18 protein-coding genes are annotated in these 14397 nt (G+C 61.3%); 17 read left to right on the top strand and 1 reads right to left on the bottom strand.

Features of this window, described 5'->3' with window-relative positions; all coding sequences use genetic code 11:
• The 8 genes from ACN0RV_RS10845 to ACN0RV_RS10810 are packed head-to-tail and all read left to right on the top strand — an operon-like array spanning window position 1 to window position 7029.
• Complete coding sequence (locus tag ACN0RV_RS10845) at window positions 1-717, top strand: flagellar basal body rod protein FlgF (RefSeq protein WP_417347617.1); 717 nt, start codon at window positions 1-3, stop codon at window positions 715-717.
• A gap of 14 nt (window positions 718-731) precedes the next feature.
• Entirely contained in the window at window positions 732-1517 is a 786-nt protein-coding gene (flgG, locus tag ACN0RV_RS10840) for a flagellar basal-body rod protein FlgG (RefSeq protein ID WP_417347616.1), read from the top strand.
• Window positions 1518-1527: 10 nt separating this feature from the next.
• On the top strand, window positions 1528-2193 hold the full coding sequence (flgH, locus tag ACN0RV_RS10835) for a flagellar basal body L-ring protein FlgH (RefSeq protein WP_417347615.1): 666 nt from the start codon (window positions 1528-1530) through the stop codon (window positions 2191-2193).
• A gap of 8 nt (window positions 2194-2201) precedes the next feature.
• On the top strand, window positions 2202-3308 hold the full coding sequence (locus tag ACN0RV_RS10830; protein WP_417347614.1) for a flagellar basal body P-ring protein FlgI: 1107 nt from the start codon (window positions 2202-2204) through the stop codon (window positions 3306-3308).
• Window positions 3308-3712, top strand: a complete 405-nt coding sequence (locus tag ACN0RV_RS10825; protein ID WP_417347613.1) for a rod-binding protein — start codon at window positions 3308-3310, stop codon at window positions 3710-3712. The genes ACN0RV_RS10830 and ACN0RV_RS10825 overlap by 1 nt, the downstream gene beginning before the upstream one ends.
• Window positions 3709-5079, top strand: a complete 1371-nt coding sequence (flgK, locus tag ACN0RV_RS10820; RefSeq protein ID WP_417347612.1) for a flagellar hook-associated protein FlgK — start codon at window positions 3709-3711, stop codon at window positions 5077-5079. Before ACN0RV_RS10825 ends, flgK begins: the two co-directional genes overlap by 4 nt.
• Before the next feature lie 9 nt (window positions 5080-5088).
• On the top strand, window positions 5089-6006 hold the full coding sequence (gene flgL, locus ACN0RV_RS10815; RefSeq protein WP_417347611.1) for a flagellar hook-associated protein FlgL: 918 nt from the start codon (window positions 5089-5091) through the stop codon (window positions 6004-6006).
• Window positions 6007-6009: 3 nt separating this feature from the next.
• Window positions 6010-7029, top strand: coding sequence for a hypothetical protein (locus tag ACN0RV_RS10810; RefSeq protein WP_417347610.1), 1020 nt, complete (start codon window positions 6010-6012; stop codon window positions 7027-7029).
• On the opposite strand, the gene ACN0RV_RS10805 is transcribed toward ACN0RV_RS10810, so the two are convergent.
• A complete protein-coding gene (locus ACN0RV_RS10805) occupies window positions 7023-7217 on the bottom strand; it encodes a hypothetical protein (protein WP_417347609.1) in 195 nt (64 codons plus the stop codon). The two genes, ACN0RV_RS10810 and ACN0RV_RS10805, sit on opposite strands and share 7 nt — an antisense overlap.
• A gap of 384 nt (window positions 7218-7601) precedes the next feature.
• Here ACN0RV_RS10805 and fliD point away from each other — a divergent pair, with 384 nt between their 5' ends.
• The 9 genes from fliD to ACN0RV_RS10760 are packed head-to-tail and all read left to right on the top strand — an operon-like array spanning window position 7602 to window position 14123.
• Complete coding sequence (gene fliD / locus ACN0RV_RS10800) at window positions 7602-8954, top strand: flagellar filament capping protein FliD (RefSeq protein ID WP_417347608.1); 1353 nt, start codon at window positions 7602-7604, stop codon at window positions 8952-8954.
• An 11-nt stretch (window positions 8955-8965) separates the two neighbouring features.
• Window positions 8966-9346, top strand: a complete 381-nt coding sequence (fliS, locus tag ACN0RV_RS10795; RefSeq protein ID WP_286339657.1) for a flagellar export chaperone FliS — start codon at window positions 8966-8968, stop codon at window positions 9344-9346.
• Window positions 9321-9641: a hypothetical protein gene (locus ACN0RV_RS10790; protein WP_417347607.1), complete on the top strand. Its 321-nt coding sequence runs from the start codon at window positions 9321-9323 to the stop codon at window positions 9639-9641. Before fliS ends, ACN0RV_RS10790 begins: the two co-directional genes overlap by 26 nt.
• Complete coding sequence (locus tag ACN0RV_RS10785) at window positions 9622-10779, top strand: flagellar hook-length control protein FliK (RefSeq protein ID WP_417347606.1); 1158 nt, start codon at window positions 9622-9624, stop codon at window positions 10777-10779. Before ACN0RV_RS10790 ends, ACN0RV_RS10785 begins: the two co-directional genes overlap by 20 nt.
• Before the next feature lie 16 nt (window positions 10780-10795).
• Window positions 10796-11257: a flagellar basal body-associated FliL family protein gene (locus ACN0RV_RS10780; RefSeq protein WP_417347605.1), complete on the top strand. Its 462-nt coding sequence runs from the start codon at window positions 10796-10798 to the stop codon at window positions 11255-11257.
• An 8-nt stretch (window positions 11258-11265) separates the two neighbouring features.
• Entirely contained in the window at window positions 11266-11994 is a 729-nt protein-coding gene (locus ACN0RV_RS10775) for an RNA polymerase sigma factor FliA (protein WP_417347604.1), read from the top strand.
• Window positions 11991-12848, top strand: coding sequence for a flagellar motor stator protein MotA (gene motA, locus ACN0RV_RS10770; RefSeq protein WP_417347603.1), 858 nt, complete (start codon window positions 11991-11993; stop codon window positions 12846-12848). The genes ACN0RV_RS10775 and motA overlap by 4 nt, the downstream gene beginning before the upstream one ends.
• Before the next feature lie 20 nt (window positions 12849-12868).
• The gene (locus ACN0RV_RS10765; RefSeq protein ID WP_417347602.1) at window positions 12869-13822 is read left to right on the top strand and encodes a flagellar motor protein MotB; all 954 of its coding nucleotides are present in this window, start codon (window positions 12869-12871) and stop codon (window positions 13820-13822) included.
• Entirely contained in the window at window positions 13815-14123 is a 309-nt protein-coding gene (locus tag ACN0RV_RS10760; protein ID WP_417347601.1) for a hypothetical protein, read from the top strand. The genes ACN0RV_RS10765 and ACN0RV_RS10760 overlap by 8 nt, the downstream gene beginning before the upstream one ends.
• Window positions 14124-14397: the final 274 nt, after the last annotated feature.

The following is a 14397-nucleotide window of genomic DNA, read 5'->3' as shown; positions in this document are numbered from 1 at the left end:
ATGGATAAGTTGCTCTACACCGCCGTCAGTGGCGCCAACCGGGTGATGGCGGCCCAGGCCCTGAAGGCCAACAACCTGGCCAACGTCGACACCAACGGTTTCCGTGCCGATCTGGAGCGGGTTCAGGCGCTGGCGGTCTCCGAGACCCGGGTGCTGTCCCAGCTGGGCAGTGCCGGTGTCAGCCGCAAGGCGGGCGAACTGGCCCCCACCGGCCGTACCCTGGATCTGGCCATCGAGGACCAGGGGATGTTCACCCTGTTGACCCCCAACGGCGAAGCCTACAGCCGGGCCGGTCACCTGGAACTCGATGCCTTGGGACAGCTGACTCAGGGAGGCTTGCCGGTGGCAGGCCTGGACGGGCCCATCGTGCTGCCTGAGTACGAGGAGATCTTCGTCGGTGACGACGGCACCATCAGCGTCATTCCCGCCGAGGGCGGGGTGATCGAGGAGGTGGGACGCCTGAAGCTGGTGAATCCGGATATGACCCAGATGCGCAAGAGCCCGGATGGGCTGCTGCGTCCGGCGGATGGGGTCCCCCTGGCCGCCGTGGACCAGGTGAAGGTGGTCAGTGGCTTCCTCGAGGGGAGCAACGTAGACGCCGTTCAGGAGCTGGTGTCCTCCATGGATCTCAGCCGCCAGTTCGAAGTCCAGATCAAATTGATGAAGAGTGCGGAAAGCCTGGCCAAGTCCGGTAACCGCCTGCTTAACGACGTATAACAGGGAACAACGCCATGAGTTCAGCACTGTGGATCTCCAAGACCGGCCTGACGGCCCAAGACACCAAGATGACGGCCATCGCCAACAACCTGGCCAACGTCAACACCACCGGTTTCAAACGGGACCGGGTGGCCTTCAATGACCTCTTCTATCAGGTGCAGCGCCAGCCCGGCGGCCAGGTGGATGAGGTGAACGACCTTCCCTCCGGTCTGCAGCTGGGCACCGGGGTACGGGTGGCGGGCACCCAGAAGGTGTTCACCACCGGTAATCTGGTGACCACCAGCCAGCAGCTGGATCTGGGCATCGAAGGTCAGGGGTTCTTCCAGGTGCAACAGCCTAACGGCGACCTGGCCTACACCCGTGACGGACAGTTTTACCGTAACGCCGATGGCGAGATGGTGACTGCCGGCGGCCTGCCCCTGGTGCCGGGCATCACCATTCCGGAGGAGGCCCTGACGGTCACCATAGGTTCCGATGGCCGGGTGACCGCCCAGATGGCGGGTCAGGCGGACGCCGAGGAGCTGGGCCAGATCACCCTGGTGAACTTCATCAACCCTACAGGTCTGGAGTCCCGCGGCGACAACCTCTACGCGGAAACTTCTGCGTCTGGCGTGCCCGTTGAAGGCATCGCCGGAGAGCAGGGGATGGGGACCCTGCGCCAGGGCGCCCTGGAGTCTGCCAACGTCAACGTGGTGGAGGAGATGGTGGAGATGATCTCTACCCAGCGCGCCTACGAGATGAACGCCAAGGTGCTGACCGCGTCCGACGAAATGATGCAGCTCCTCAACCAGACGGTGTAAGGAGAGAGTGATGAAAGCCTGGATCGCCCTGTTTTTCCTGTTTCTCGGGGGCTGTGCCTCCCACTTCCCTGAGCCTGCGCCGGTGCCGGACACCCCGACCTGGGCACCGCCCACGGTGGATTACAGCCTGCCCGCCGCCCAGGACGGCAGTCTCTACCGCCCCGGCTACATGCTGACCCTGTTCAAGGACAAGCGCGCCTTTCGTGAGGGAGACATCCTGACGGTGAACCTGGATGAGCGCACCCAGGCCAGCAAGAAGGCGGACACCTCCACCCGCAAGAGCACCAACCTCAGCGGACAGGGTGACCTGGCGCTCTCCAACGGTAAGAGCTACGCCACCAGCGGCTCCCTGGGCACCGGTCATCAGTACAGCGGCAACGGCTCCAGCAGCCAGCAGAACCAGCTGACCGGTTCCATCACGGTGACCGTGGCCAAGGTGCTGCCCAACGGCGTGCTGTTGATCCGGGGCGAGAAGTGGCTGCGCCTGAATCAGGGGGATGAGTATCTGCGCCTGGTGGGCCTGGTGCGCACCGACGACATCGACAACGGCAACACCCTGTCGTCCCAGCGCATCGCCGACGCCCGCATCATCTACGGCGGCAAGGGTGCCATCGCCGACAGCAACAGCATGGGTTGGGCTTCCCGCTACTTCAACAGCCCCTGGTTCCCCATGTAGGAAGACCTATGAGAATTCTGTTTATTCTTCTGCTCATCCTGTCGTTGCCCCTGCCTCTGGTGGCTGCGCCTCAGACCCGCCAGATGATGGACCTGGTGGATGTGCAGGGGATTCGTGACAACCAACTGGTGGGGTATGGCCTGGTGGTCGGCCTGACCGGCACCGGCGACAAGAGCCAGGTGAAGTTCACCGCCCAGTCTGTGGTCAACATGCTCAAGCAGTTCGGGGTGCAGATCGACGGCACCTCGGACCCCAAGCTGAAGAACGTGGCTGCGGTGGCCATCCACGCCTCGGTGCCGCCTCTGGCCAGCCCGGGCCAGACCCTGGATGTGACCGTTTCCTCCATCGGCGATGCCAAGAGTCTGCGCGGCGGCTCTCTGCTGATGACGCCCCTGCGCGGGGTCGATGGCGAGGTGTACGCCGTAGCCCAGGGCAACCTGGTGGTGGGCGGAGTCACCGCCGAGGGGCGCGACGGCACCTCGGTGACCATCAATGTGCCCACCGTGGGGACCATCCCCAACGGAGCCCTGCTGGAAGCCTCCATTCCCAGCAGTTTCCAGAGTGGCGGCGACATCGTCCTCAACCTCAAGCATCAGAGTTTCAAGACCGCCCGCAACATCGAACGGGCCATCAACGACACCTTTGGCCCGGATGTGGCCCGGGCCCAGAGCAACGCCAAGGTACGGGTGCACGCCCCCAGTGACCCCCGACAGCGGGTCACCTTCATGTCGATGCTGGAGGAGCTCGAGGTGCAGCCGGGACGTCGGCCCGCCCGGGTGGTGTTCAACAGTCGCACCGGCACCGTGGTGATGGGCTCGGACGTTCGGGTGCATAAGGCGGCGGTCAGCCACGGCAACCTGACGGTGGCGATCACCGAGCAGACCTCGGTGAGCCAGCCCGGGGCGTTCTCCCCAGGCAACACCGCGGTGACCAGCAACAGCAACATCAACATCGACCAGGGCGATGCCTCGATGTTTGTCTGGCCCGAGGGCACCTCGCTGGACACCATCGTCAAGGCGGTCAACTCCCTGGGCGCCGCGCCGGCGGACCTGATGGCCATCCTCCAGGCCCTGGATGAGGCCGGTGCCCTGGACGCAGAACTGGTGGTGATCTGATGCAGATAAGTTCCAATGGCGGATACCTGAATCGACTGGATGCAGGCCAGCTGGTCTCCCAGCACGGCCACAACGGCGCCATCCAGGCCGTCAGCCAGCAGTTTGAGGCCCAGTTCCTGCAGACGGTGCTCAAGCACATGCGCGCGGCGGCGGATGCCCTGGCGGACGAGGAGAGCCCGCTCTCCTCCAAGAACAACGAGATCTACCGTGACCTGCACGATGCCGAGCTGTCGCTGACATTGAGCGGCCGGGCCGGCACCGGACTGGTCCAGGCCCTGACCCGTCAACTGGGTGGGGAGTTTAAGTCCGAGGCGGCCCCGGTCGCTGTGGATAGGCAACCTCCGGTCACCGTCGCCATGCAGCAGGCGGTGATCCTGCCTTTTGTTGCTAAGGAAGCCCGATGACAACCATGTTAAACACCGGCCTATCCGGGCTGCTTGCCAGCCAGGCGGCCCTGTCAGTGACCTCCAACAACATCGCCAATGCCACGGTGGCCGGCTACTCCCGTCAGCAGGTGGTGCTGGGCACCGTCGAGGGCGGTGTCTATGGCCGTGGGGTGGCGGTAGAGGGGGTGAGACGCATCGCCGACCAGTACCTGGTGGACCAGGTGTGGAGCACCACCACCAGCGCCAGCTTCCAGCAGACCCAGTCCAGCTACTTCAGCCAGGTCGAGCAGATAGTCGGCTCCGAAGGATCCAACATCTCCACCGGCCTGGATCAGCTGTTTGCCGCCCTGAATGCCAACCTGCTCTCGCCCAATGATCTGGCAACCCGTCAGTCGGTGGTCAATGAGGCCAAGGGGCTTTCCCTCAGGTTCAACGCCATCAATGACGGCCTGCAGAGTCAGTTCGAACAGGTGGAGAGTCAGCTGCGCGCGTCGGTGGAGCAGTCCAATGTGCAGCTCCAGGAGGTGGCGCGACTCAATGCCGAGGTGAAAGGCCATGGCGGCACCGCAGAGGCACCGCCAGAGCTGCTGGATGAGCGTGATGCGGTGATTGCCGAGCTGTCCAAGCAGCTGGACCTGACCGTGTCAGAGAATCACGACGGCACCCTGAATCTGGCCCTCACCCAGGGCCAGCCCCTGGTGGTGGGCACCCATGCCGCCAAGCTCTCCATGGCCCCGGATCCGGCCAAGCCGGAGTTTGGCCGTCTGAGCGTGGCGCTGGAGGGGGCGGAATTTGCCATCGACGAATCCGTGGGTGGCAGCATCGGCGGCCTGCTGGATTACCGGGACAACAGCCTGGTGGACTCCAAGGCCTTTATCGATGAGCTGGCTGCCCATGTGGCCGACGAGATGAATTCGGTGCTCTCAGCAGGCACGGATCTCAATGGTGCGGCGCCGACTCAGGATCTCTTCAGCTACGATCCCCTGAATCCTGCCGGCACCTTGCGGGTGACCTCAGGATTTACCGCCGACAAGCTGGCGTTCGGCCAGGATGGCACGCCAGGGGACAACAGCAACCTCAAGGAGCTGGTGGCCCTGGCAGACAAGACACTGACCTTCGGCTCCCTGGGGCTGGACGTGACCCTGGGTGATGCCTTTGCCTCCAAGCTGGGGGAGCTGGGCTCCCGCAGCCAGCAGGCCAAGCTGGACGCCGACTCCTCCCTGCAGGCCCAGCGTCGTGCTCAGGGGGAGTGGGCCGGGGTCAGCGGTGTCAACCTGGATGAGGAGGGGGCGAACCTGATCCTCTATCAGCAGGCCTACCAGGCCAACGCCAAGGTGATCTCCACCGCCGATCAACTGTTTCAGACTGTGCTGCAAGCCTTCTAAGGAGCCCTGATGCGCATCTCCACCCAACTGTTGTACAACAACAACCTGCACAGCATGCAGAACGGGGCCGCCGAGCTGGGGGACCTACTGCAGAAGATGTCCAATGGCAAAAACATCCAGCGCCCTTCGGACGATCCCATTGGTGCCGTTCAGGTGTTGACGGTAAAGCGTGACCAGGCGGCCACCAGCCAGTTCGTCGACAACATCGGTGCCTTGTCTGACAGCCTGGACCGCAACGAGAGTTACCTGACCTCGATGATCGATCTGCAAAATCGCATGCGGGAGATCGTCAGCGCCGCCGGCAACGGTACCCTCTCCCCCGAGGACCGGGAGGCCTATGCCGACGAACTGGCGACCCTGAAAGACGCCATGGTGGACCTGGCCAACGCCAAGGATGATAAGGGCAACTACCTGTTTGCCGGCAACAGCACCACCACCGCCCCGATCCAGCTCGATGCTGCCGGTGACTATGTCTATCGGGGGGACAACAAGACCCGTGAGGTGCAGGTGTCGGACTCCACCTGGATCACCGCCAACAACCACGGAGAGGATCTGTTTTTCTCCGGAGGCGGCAAGGACATCTTCAATGCCCTGGACGACTACGTCGAGGTGCTCAGGGACCCGACTCTCTCTCCCGGGACCCCGGGGTTTGATGGGGAGCAGATCAGCATGATGGGTTCACTGGATGACGCCCTGACCAGCATCAGTGCCGCGGTGACCACCATAGGGGGACGCCAGAACAGCCTCAGCCTGATTGAAACCTCTCATCAGGACATGATGCTGTTCAACAAACAATTGGTGGGCGAGGTGGAGGGGCTGGATTATGCCGAGGCCCAAAGCCGTTACCAGAGCTCTCTGGTGGCCCTGCAGGTGACCCAGGAGAGCTTCGTCAAGATCAGCCAGCTCTCCCTGTTCAACGAGATGTAACCCATGCTCTCTGCCATCCGCGACACCCAGGTCTCACCTCTGTCTCACCAGCCCAGGCTGAATGGCCTGGGCAGTGCGCCGACGGTCAATGGCGGCGCCGAGCACCGCCCGGTGCCGGCCACGCCCCTTTCCAGGCACAGGCTGCTCTGCTATGACCGCTGGGAGCGGATCAGTCGCGGCCATCACCAGGTGCTCTACGCCCAGGCGGCGGAGGAGACCCTGATGCAGCAGTGGCGTCGCGCCCGCAAGCTGCACCAGCTGATGACCCAGGCCCTGTCACAAGGTTCTCTGGTTCAGGCTGAAGAGATGGAGCGGTTCAGGCGGCAGATGTTGGGCCGCCGTGGCAGTTTCGCCGGTAACCCGCTGCTGGACCACAGGCTGGAGCCTGTGGCCGAGCGGGGGGCCTCCTCTCCCAGGCTGTGCCAGCTCAATTCTGTGGATCTGCTCAGTGCCAAGGCCAGAGCCGAGACCATAGATCTGCGCATCGGAGATCTCTGGCTGCAGTTGCCTCTGCCCGCCCAGGGCACGCCACAGGGGCAGTTGGCCCTGGTTCAGCGGGCCTTGTCCCAGTGCGGTGTCGAAGCCAGCATAGTGGAGGGGCAGTTGCAGTTCGCCCTGCCGGAGGTGCTCTGGCAGCGGCTGGATGGTCACTGGTGGATGCGGGGCCAGGGACAGAGGTTGCCCGCGGGTGAACTTCGGGGGATCAAGTTGGTGGAGCTGCACCATTGGCAGGACCCCAGAGGGTGGATATTTACTGATCTGCAGGGGATAAGGGAATCTTTGCCCAGGGTTCAGGGGGTGGTCGCCAAACTGGCTCGTATGCTCAAGCAGATGCGCAGTGCTTTGGAGCTGGCATCAGAGAGGCTGTTGGGGGAGAACGGCGGATTGCAGCTCCAGGAATTGCCTCAGCAACTCGATGCCCTGAGTCTATTGCTCAAGCCCCAGGGGTTTGGCCAAAGGATGCAGAATCTGATGGCCCAGGCCAACACCAGCCGCAATCAGACCCAGGCGCTGCTTTACTGAAACTGGCGGCGGAACTCGTCGCACTCCTGCTGATTGACCATGCCACTGCTCTTGAGCTGCTCAAGGTGGCTCTCCAGCCTGTGCAGGTGATCTTCGGTCAGTGGGGCCAGCCCTTTGCCCAGCCTGATATGACGGTAGAGCAGTCCGCCTCCGACGGCAGCCAGCAGCAGTATCACTATGGTGGTCATGGGTGTCACTCTCTTTAGCGGTATTACGGCGTCGAAACTTTGCGCATTCTCTCACGTTACCCGCCCACAAATCAAACAAAAACCTCTTTAAATTCATTGCCTAAGCTCGATCTTAAGGATCCATTCTGATCCGGCGCAGGATCCTGGATCTACCGAGCCATTTTCCCTTTCGGCTGTTTAAGTTTGCCCGTGTCGGGGTCGCCCTTTGAATCAGGTGGACCCAGTGGGAGGCAAGGCGGAAGAGTCGCTTCCCTTCCGCTGTCGTCCCGGTTAGTGGCAGGGGGAGAACTTCCGCGGCCATTAACATAACTATCAGAAACGTAAAGAAAATATGTTGTGGCATGAAACTAGCATGCTATCGGGTTCAATCTTGAGGAGACGCGGATGATTTCCGGAATGTCGGCGGCACAGTGGGCCGATCAGTTGGTGGCCGTGGAGCGCAGCGGCAAAGATCAGCTCTACAGCACCAGAAAAAGTGACTATCAGGCCGAACTTGATGCCTACAAGCTGCTGGAGTCGTCGCTTAAGCAGATGACCGCCGATCTGGATGCCCTGAGCGACGATGCCTTTAATGCCAAGAGCGGCAGCATCAGCGATGAGAGCATCGCCAAGGTGACCGTGGCGCCCGATGCCCCGGCGGGCAACTACAACCTCAAGGTGAATCAGTTGGCCCAGGCCAACCAGAAATCGGCCAGCTTCGCCTCTGAAGATGCACTGATCCCAACCTCGGGCATCTTTGAAATCGAGGTGGACGGTGAGGTGCTGACCATTGACTTTTCGGTGATCAACCCCTCTGGCACAGGCACGGTGTCCGGCCTGAGAGATTACATCAATGACAATGCCGCGAACCTGGGTGTCCAGGCCTCTTTGATGCGCAAAGGGGATGGCAGCGTCGAGTTGCTGCTGACCTCCAAGGAGACCGGCACCGCCAATCAGATTCAGATCAACCAGGACGATGGCGGCTTTGGCTTCACCGATCTGGTGGCCGCCCAGGATGCCCAGTTCGAGCTCAATGGCGTCGCCATCACCAGCGCCACCAACTACGTGGAGAAGGTGATCGATGGCGTAGATATTGAGCTGACCGAAGCCCATAAGGCCGGAGAGTCCAGCACCATCAGTGTGGGCTACGACACCGACAAAACCCTGGACTCGGTGAAGGAGTTTGTCTCCTCCTACAACAAGCTGATGAGCGAGATCACCGGACTGACCCAGAGCCTGGGCAGCAGTATCGAGGTGGAGTCCGACATTGGCAAAGAGGACGACGAAGACAAGGAGGAGGCCAATAAGATCAAGGAGGAGCAGCTCGGTGTGCTTAAGGGGGATTCCAGCATCCGCATGCTGAAAAACCGCCTTAACAACGCGCTGTTTCCGGCCACAGACAATGGCATGCGCCTCTCCGACATCGGCATCGAACTGGATCGCAACGGCAAGATGAAGTTGGACGAGGAGAAGCTGGAGACGGCGCTGAAGAGCGACTCTGCCAAGGTACAGGAGATGTTCACCTCCACCGATGGTTATGTAAACCGGCTGGACGGCATCATCGATCCCTTCACCGATCGCGATGGCTTCATCGACACCAAACAGGACAATCTCGATTCGCGGATGGAGCGGCTCGAAGACGACATGACGCGGCACGACTATCAGATGCAGCAAGCCTATCAACGCTATCTGGCGCAGTTCACCGCCATGGAGCAGTACATCAACTCCATGAACGCCAGCGCCGGAATGTTCTACTAACGGAAGACCACATGTTACAGGAACAGGACCCATTCAACGCCTATAAGCAGACCTCCCTGGATGCCCGGGCGGCGGCCGCCAATCAACACGAGATGGTGCGCATGCTGCTCGATGGCCTGCTGGAGGAGCTCTCCCGGGCCGAAGGCCACATTCACGCCCGCCAGATAGAGAAGAAGGGTCACTCAGTGCAGCGATGCATCAACATCGTTCAGGGGCTGGATTCCATGCTGGATCTGGAGAGCGGGGGGGAGGTGGCCATGAACCTGCATCAACTTTATGACTTTTGCAGCCGGCAGTTGCTGACCACCAGCATCCGCAACGACGCAGAGCTGCTGGCGCCCGTGGTAAAGGTGGTTGGAGAGATACGTGAAGGCTGGGAAAACCTCAACTGAGCAGTGGCACCGCATCGGCCTGGCTCTGCAGAAGTTTGCTGCAGATCAGGACTGGGCTCGTGTGGCCCAGATAGACAGCAGGATGCAGCAACTGCTGGTCGCTCAGGGAAAGCCCTCCAGTGAGGAGGAGCTTCAGGCGCGAAAGGCGCTGGCCCAGGTTCACCATCAGGTGCTGGGGCAGCTGATCTCCGCCAGGGATCACCTGGCCAAGGAGATGGACAGATTTCAACAGCAGCGGGAGGGCATCACTGCCTACCGCAGGACGGAGTTAAGTGTTGAACCCGATAATCACTAGCTTGCCAGGCTTCTCTCAATCCCAGGGCGCTCAGCCTAAGGGGGGGGAAGTCGGCGACTACCCCAGCTTCGCCACTGTGTTGCCCGCCTATGCGGCGCAGGGGCCTGGGCCTGGAGAGTCCGGTGACGGCCTGACAGGGGAAGTGACGGCCATCTCTGGCCAGGCTCAGGAAACGGTGCCGTTTCCGTCTCAGCAGCAGCCTCAGCTGGCAAGTACGGTCAGCGAGGAGGCCGCGGACTCCGACCTGGAGACGGGGCTGCCTTACGTCAGTCAGCCGGGGCCTAACGCCCAGGGGATTGCGCCTGACAGCGGGAGCGGGGAGAGGCAACTCAGCCTGGCTGGCATCTTGCCTCAGGATGGTCAGCAGGCCGTTTCTGCGGCTTTGACCGGTGCGCCGTCACCGGAGCAGCCCAGTCCGCGCACTGCCCAGTTGCAACAGCTTGCCCCTCAGGTGGTGGCTTCGGCGTCTGAGGTGATGGTCGCCCCCACCCAGCAGATGAATACCTCGCTGGTGCAAGGTCATCTGCCGGCAAGTTCCGTGGGCAGTTCCATGGGCGAAAGCCTGGGTGCCTGGCGTCCCCTGACCGGCAATGCCGTTACCCAGGTGTCAGCCACCGAGTTGCCCCCTCAGCTTGCCGAAGGGGAGAGACGAACGACCGACACGGCGGCCTCGGTCATGACGCAAATCTCCGGCGGCAGGAGCAGTCAGTGGGGGCCACTGCCCCTGGATGCCTCCGCAGGGTTTCAGAACCTGGGCAGGCAGATGCTGGCGCCCCTGAAGGAGCAGGTGCGCTTCAGCCTGGACCATGGCATCACCAGGGCGGAAGTCAGACTGGATCCGCCGGATCTGGGGCGCATCGATCTCAGTGTGCGCCACGAGGGAGACAGAGTGACGGTTCAGTTGACCGCCGCCAACCCGGCTGTGCGCGAAGCGTTGGCCCTTGGCGCCGAGCGTCTGCGCAGTGAGATGAGCCAGGGGCTCGGGGCAGAGGTTCAGGTGGATGTGGGGCAGGGCGCACCACAAGAGAAACAACAACAACCAGAGTATCCGGGAGGGAGCACGCCGCTGATGGCTGCCCTGGACCCGGCGATGGAGCAACCCGCGACCGAGCGGGATCTCATCGATATGTTGGCTTAAAGGTAGGGGTAACGTAATGGCGATGTCGACCGGAGTAAAACGGTTACTTCAAGTGTGCGTGCTGCTGGTGTGGTCTGGGGCCATGGTCATAGTCGGCGTGGTGGGGATCGGTAAAACCGACGATCTCGAACTGCCCTTTGGCCTGGGCGTGGCGACACCTGAGCCGGACAAATTCTATCCCCTGGACAAGTTGGTGATCTCCCTTCCCGGGGAGCGCTATCCCAGGTATCTGTTGCTGGAGATGGCGCTGCAAAGCCCCACCCAGGAGATTGAGAGCAAGCTGATTGCCAGCGATCCGCTGCTGAAGAACACCATGATCAAGCTGATGGGCAACAAGAGCCTGGATGAGCTCAACAGCACCTCCAACATGGAGAAACTGCAGGCCGAAGCCAAGGTGGCCCTGCAGGAGGTGCTGACCAACCACGGTTTCGACGTGCAGCTGGATGCGGTGCTCTTTACCCGTCTGGTGGTTCAGTAGGAGGGGTTATGTTGGCACAAGCATGCAGTTATCAGACCGACGCCCGCGAGGGCAGCGAATCGGCCCAGCTCAGCCAGTTTCTGCCCTTGGTCAAGCGGGCGGTCAACCAGCTGCGCAGCCATTGCGGTAGCCAGCTGGAGCCCCAGGACATGGAACAGATTGGGATGATGGCATTGCTGGACTCCCTGCGCCGCTATCCGGGAGAGCTGGATGGCGGCTTCATCAACTTTGCCTCCAAGCGGATTCGCGGTGCCATCCTGGATGAACTCAGGCGCCTGGACTGGCGTCCACGCCCGGTGCGCCAGCAGGCCCATGAGTTCAACGATGTGGTACGGCGCCTGTCACGGGAGCTGGGACGGCCCCCCAAGGACAGCGAAGTGGCCGAGGCGATGGCGTTGACCCCGGCCCAGCTCAGAGAGCGGCTCTACGCCAGTCAGGCTGAATCGATGCAGAGCCTGGATGAGCTGTTCCAGAACGGGGTGGAACCGGACGGCAGCCCGGATGGGCAGAAGCGCTTCATCGACAAACGTACCCTGGTGAAAGCCCTGGGCAAACTTAACAAGCGGGAACAGCTGGTGCTGGGCCTCTATTACCAGCACGAACTCAATCTCAAGGAGATCGCCCTGACCCTTAACCTGACCGAATCCCGGGTGTGCCAGTTGCATAAGGCCGCGGTCAAACAGCTCCGGGAAGTTCTAATGACCTGGCAGACTCAGATGGAGAGACAGCGCCCATGAAGAAGTTGATCGGATTTTTCGGCCTGCTCCTGGCTGTGTTTGGCGGATACGCCTCTCACGGCGGTAATCTGGGCAACCTGTGGCAGCCCGCCGAGATGGTGATCATCTTCGGTGCCGGCTTCGGCGCCCTGTATATCGCCAACCCCACCGACGTGATCAGGGATATGATTCATCAGCTCAAAGAGATGTGGAATCAGGAGAAGGAGGATCCCGAACTCTACCCTCAGTTGTTTGGCCTGATGCATGTGCTGCTCAGCCAGCTGCAGTCCCAGGGGATGAAGGTGCTCGATGAGCACATCGAAGCGCCCCACGAAAGCTCCCTGTTCCTGATGTACCCGGCGGTGCTCAAGCAGCCTGAACTGCTGCAGTTCACCGTGGACAACCTGCGGATGCAGTCCATGGCCAAGGTGGCGCCGCACGATCTGGAGGCGTTGCTTGAGGAGGAGATTGAGAGGCTGCATGAGGATCACCTTCGTCCCTCCGAGGCCCTCTCCAAGGTGGCGGAGGCGATGCCCGGCTTTGGCATCCTGGCGGCGGTGATGGGGATCATCATCACCATGGGCAGCATCGACGGCCCCCTGACCATGATTGGGGTCAAGGTGGCCGCCGCCCTGGTGGGGACCTTTATCGGCATCTTCGCCTGTTATTGTCTGTTCGACCCCCTGGCCACCGCCCTGGAGCACCAGGTGGACCGGCAGACCGCCAGGCTGCGCTGCATGGCGGCGATCCTGGTGATGCATGCCAAGGGCAAACCGCCCCTGCTGGCCATCGACGCAGGCCGCCGTAAGATTCAGCAGGAAAACCGCCCCAGTTTCATCGAGGTGGAACGTTGGCTGGAGGCCCAACAGCTGTGAGTCAGCATGGGAGATCACCGGTGATCATTAAGAAGGGCAAGAAACACAAACATGGAGGAAGCCACGGCGGCGCATGGAAGGTGGCTTTTGCGGATTTCACCTTGGCGATGATGTGCTTCTTTATGGTGATGTGGCTGATGCAGGTGGCGGACGTTAACGAACGCCGGGCCATCGTCCAACAGCTCAACGGGCCGCCCATTGAACAGGGGGCCAACCCTCTGGCCACCAGCATCAACAGCTCCATCATCGATTTTGAGGGGCGGCCCAGTATCGATCAGGCGGGCATTCCCGCCACGGGTACGGGACCGGAGCAGGCCGGGGTGGCGATGTTCAACAACATTCCCGAAGGTCAGCAGGACGCCGAGGCGGGGCAGGGTAAGGAGCTCAACGCCATGATCCCCGGCGAAACCAATGCTCAGGTGCCTCTGGAAACCCTGGCCTTGCAGGTCAAGCAGCTGCTCAAGCAGGGGGATCTCTCCCGTCATGTGGACGTGGAGATGACCCCGGATGGATTGCGTATCCTGATCCGGGATGCCTCGGACCGCTTTATGTTCAAGCGGGGACGCACCCAGATGGAGCCCTACTTCGAGGACCTGATGCTGGCCATGGCCGAACTGCTGGCTCCGGTGAAAAACCGATTCATCATCAGTGGGCATACCGATGCGGCCCCCTTTGCCGGCAGCCGCACCACCAACTGGGAGTTGTCGGCATTGCGGGCACTGGAGGCGCGACGGGCACTGACCATTGGCGGTGTGGCTCCTGAACGGGTGTTGCAGGTGGCGGGTTACGCCGACCAGATGCCCCTGATCCCTGAGGATCCCATGTCCGCCTCCAATCGCCGCATCGAACTGTTCATCTTGAGTGACCAGGGGACCGAGGAGCTGGAGCAGCAGCACGGCCTGAATGAGGCCAAACTGCAGCAGGCCAGGTTCCGCGCCGAGCAGAATCAACCCAGGCTGAGATACAATGACTGAACCTCTCGACACCCAACCGGCGGGCTTTGTCCGCCATGGACCGGACCGGCTGCAAAAGGTGTTTCTCTACCTGATTCTGGTGAATTGGCTGGTCGCCGGACTGTTGCTGCTGAAGCTGGATGAGCTCAGTTTCCTGGCCGGGGTGTTGGCGGGCAGCGGCATCGTCATGCTGCAGTTTTTGCTGCTCAAACTCTCTCTGATGCGGGCCCGCCGCGCCGGTGACGGTTATCTCCTCTATCCCGTGGTGATCAGTACCCTGCTGATCGTGACGCTTCTTATTGGGTTTTTCTTCCTTTACTGAGACCGGCCCGGCACAAACCTCTTTGAGTGCCGGGTCATTTTTTTCCTGCGGCTTACTCCTTCCCTCATTTCTGAAAGATGAAAAACGCTTTTTGCGGATTGTTCATATTCAGCTTCAGCTAACAGTTTGTGGATTTCCCATTTCTCACCTGTGACCATTGTCACTGTTGCCTGTTACTGCCTGAAGCAAAAATAAACCCAGATAAGTAATGGTGCAATTTATTACTTTATCTTCTGAGTGTTTATTTGCGGGGAATAATGGAAAGGCAGAAGGA

This window comes from Ferrimonas sp. (assembly GCF_048263965.1).
Lineage (GTDB): Bacteria > Pseudomonadota > Gammaproteobacteria > Enterobacterales > Shewanellaceae > Ferrimonas.
This window is presented reverse-complemented; position numbering and strand designations above follow the sequence as displayed.